Origin of the sequence: Stenotrophomonas sp. TWI273, from assembly GCF_039674765.1 — a bacterium.
Lineage (GTDB): Bacteria > Pseudomonadota > Gammaproteobacteria > Xanthomonadales > Xanthomonadaceae > Stenotrophomonas.
In genome coordinates this window covers 2,501-5,541 of the sequence record NZ_JBDJOA010000039.1, presented here as the reverse complement: position 1 = coordinate 5,541, position 3,041 = coordinate 2,501, and the positions used below count along the sequence as shown (strand labels likewise).

Below are 3,041 nucleotides of genomic sequence, written 5' to 3'. Positions count from 1 at the left end.
TGAGCAGCGGGGTTTTCGGGGTAAAAACCCTGGCGATGACCTACTCTCGCATGGCTTAGGCCACACTACCATCGGCGCAGCTGCGTTTCACTTCCGAGTTCGGGATGGGATCGGGTGGTTCCACAGCGCTAATTTCACCAGGGAGACAGTTGGAGCGTCGCCATCCTAAAGAAACGGATAAGGCGCCTGCCTCTCGTAAGTCTTGTGACGTAGCGTGCACTTGGGATCTATCGACATGTCATGTCGGCCAAGGCAACTTGAGGTTATATGGTCAAGCCACACGGATCATTAGTATCAGTTAGCTCAATACATTGCTGTACTTACACACCTGACCTATCAACCACATAGTCTATATGGTTCCTTCAGGGGGCTTGTGCCCCGGGAGATCTCATCTTGAGGCGCGCTTCCCGCTTAGATGCTTTCAGCGGTTATCGCTTCCGAACATAGCTACCCGGCAATGCCACTGGCGTGACAACCGGAACACCAGAGGTTCGTCCACTCCGGTCCTCTCGTACTAGGAGCAGCCCCTCTCAAATCTCCAACGCCCATGGCAGATAGGGACCGAACTGTCTCACGACGTTCTGAACCCAGCTCGCGTACCACTTTAAATGGCGAACAGCCATACCCTTGGGACCGACTACAGCCCCAGGATGTGATGAGCCGACATCGAGGTGCCAAACACCGCCGTCGATATGAACTCTTGGGCGGTATCAGCCTGTTATCCCCGGAGTACCTTTTATCCGTTGAGCGATGGCCCTTCCATACAGAACCACCGGATCACTAAGTCCTAGTTTCCTACCTGCTTGATCCGTCGATCTTGCAGTCAAGCACGCTTATGCCTTTGCACACAGTGCGCGATGTCCGACCGCGCTGAGCGTACCTTCGAGCTCCTCCGTTACTCTTTAGGAGGAGACCGCCCCAGTCAAACTACCCACCATACACGGTCCCCGATCCAGATTATGGACCTAGGTTAGAACGTCAAGCACGACAGGGTGGTATTTCAAGGATGGCTCCACTGCAGCTAGCGCCACAGTTTCATAGCCTCCCACCTATCCTACACAGACGAACTCAACGTTCAGTGTAAAGCTATAGTAAAGGTTCACGGGGTCTTTCCGTCTTGCCACGGGAACGCTGCATCTTCACAGCGATTTCAATTTCACTGAGTCTCGGGTGGAGACAGCGCCGCTGTCGTTACGCCATTCGTGCAGGTCGGAACTTACCCGACAAGGAATTTCGCTACCTTAGGACCGTTATAGTTACGGCCGCCGTTTACTGGGGCTTCGATCAAGAGCTTCGCCTTGCGGCTGACCCCATCAATTAACCTTCCAGCACCGGGCAGGCGTCACACCCTATACGTCCACTTTCGTGTTTGCAGAGTGCTGTGTTTTTGATAAACAGTCGCAGCGGCCTGGTTACTGCGGCCCTCTTCAGCTATAGCTCGCATGAGCCACCAAAAAGGGCGCACCTTCTCCCGAAGTTACGGTGCCATGTTGCCTAGTTCCTTCACCCGAGTTCTCTCAAGCGCCTGAGAATTCTCATCCTACCCACCTGTGTCGGTTTACGGTACGGTCTGCGTAAGCTGAAGCTTAGGAGCTTTTCCTGGAAGCGTGGTATCAGTGACTTCGCCTTAAAGGCTCGTCTCGGTGCTCGGTCTTAAAGGATCCCGGATTTGCCAAAGATCCAAACCTACCGCCTTTCCCCCGGACAACCAACGCCGGGTACACCTAACCTTCTCCGTCCCTCCATCGCACTTACGCGAGGTGCAGGAATATTAACCTGCTTCCCATCGACTACGACTTTCGTCCTCGCCTTAGGGGCCGACTCACCCTGCGCCGATTAACGTTGCGCAAGGAAACCTTGGGCTTTCGGCGTGCGGGTTTTTCACCCGCATTATCGTTACTCATGTCAGCATTCGCACTTCCGATACCTCCAGCAGACTTCTCAATCCACCTTCAACGGCTTACGGAACGCTCCTCTACCGCGTACATATAAATATGCACACCCCAAGCTTCGGTTCACTGCTTAGCCCCGTTAAATCTTCCCCGCAGACCGACTCGACCAGTGAGCTATTACGCTTTCTTTAAAGGGTGGCTGCTTCTAAGCCAACCTCCTGGCTGTCTGTGCCTTTCCACATGGTTTTCCACTTAGCAGTGAATTTGGGACCTTAGCTGTGGGTCTGGGTTGTTTCCCTTTTCACGACGGACGTTAGCACCCGCCGTGTGTCTCCCATACAGTCCGTCTCGGTATTCGGAGTTTGCAATGGTTTGGTAAGTCGCGATGACCCCCTAGCCATAACAGTGCTCTACCCCCGAGAGGATACATATGAGGCGCTACCTAAATAGCTTTCGAGGAGAACCAGCTATCTCCGGGTTCGATTAGCTTTTCACTCCTAATCACAGCTCATCCCCGTCTTTTGCAACAGACGTGGGTTCGGGCCTCCAGTACCTGTTACGGCACCTTCACCCTGGCCATGACTAGATCACCCGGTTTCGGGTCTACTGCCCGCGACTATGCGCCCTTATCAGACTCGGTTTCCCTTCGCCTCCCCTATACGGTTAAGCTTGCCACGAACAGTAAGTCGCTGACCCATTATACAAAAGGTACGCAGTCACTCTTTCGAGCTCCTACTGCTTGTACGCACACGGTTTCAGGATCTATTTCACTCCCCTCTCCGGGGTTCTTTTCGCCTTTCCCTCACGGTACTGGTTCACTATCGGTCGGTCAGTAGTATTTAGCCTTGGAGGATGGTCCCCCCATGTTCAGACAGGGTTTCACGTGCCCCGCCCTACTCGTCTTCACTGGAGTGGCCCTTTTAAATACAGGGCTATCACCTTCTATGGCCAGCCGTTCCAGGCTGTTTTTCTAGAACCATTCCAGCTTAAGGGCTAGTCCCCGTTCGCTCGTCGCTACTCAGGGAATCTCGGTTGATTTCTTTTCCTCTGGTTACTTAGATATTTCAGTTCACCAGGTTCGCTTCCAGCAGCTATGTATTCACTGCAGGATACCCGCAAGCGGGTGGGTTTCCCCATTCGGACATTACC

The 3,041-nt window shown here is 53.5% G+C and carries 2 rRNA genes (1 of these 2 cut by a window edge); both read right to left on the bottom strand.

What is annotated here, in order from left to right:
* Nucleotides 1-27 precede the first annotated feature (27 nt).
* Nucleotides 28-142, bottom strand: a 5S ribosomal RNA gene (gene rrf / locus ABE571_RS18740).
* A 125-nt stretch (nucleotides 143-267) separates the two neighbouring features.
* Nucleotides 268-3,041 (bottom strand): 23S ribosomal RNA (locus ABE571_RS18735) (it continues 105 nt past the right edge of the window).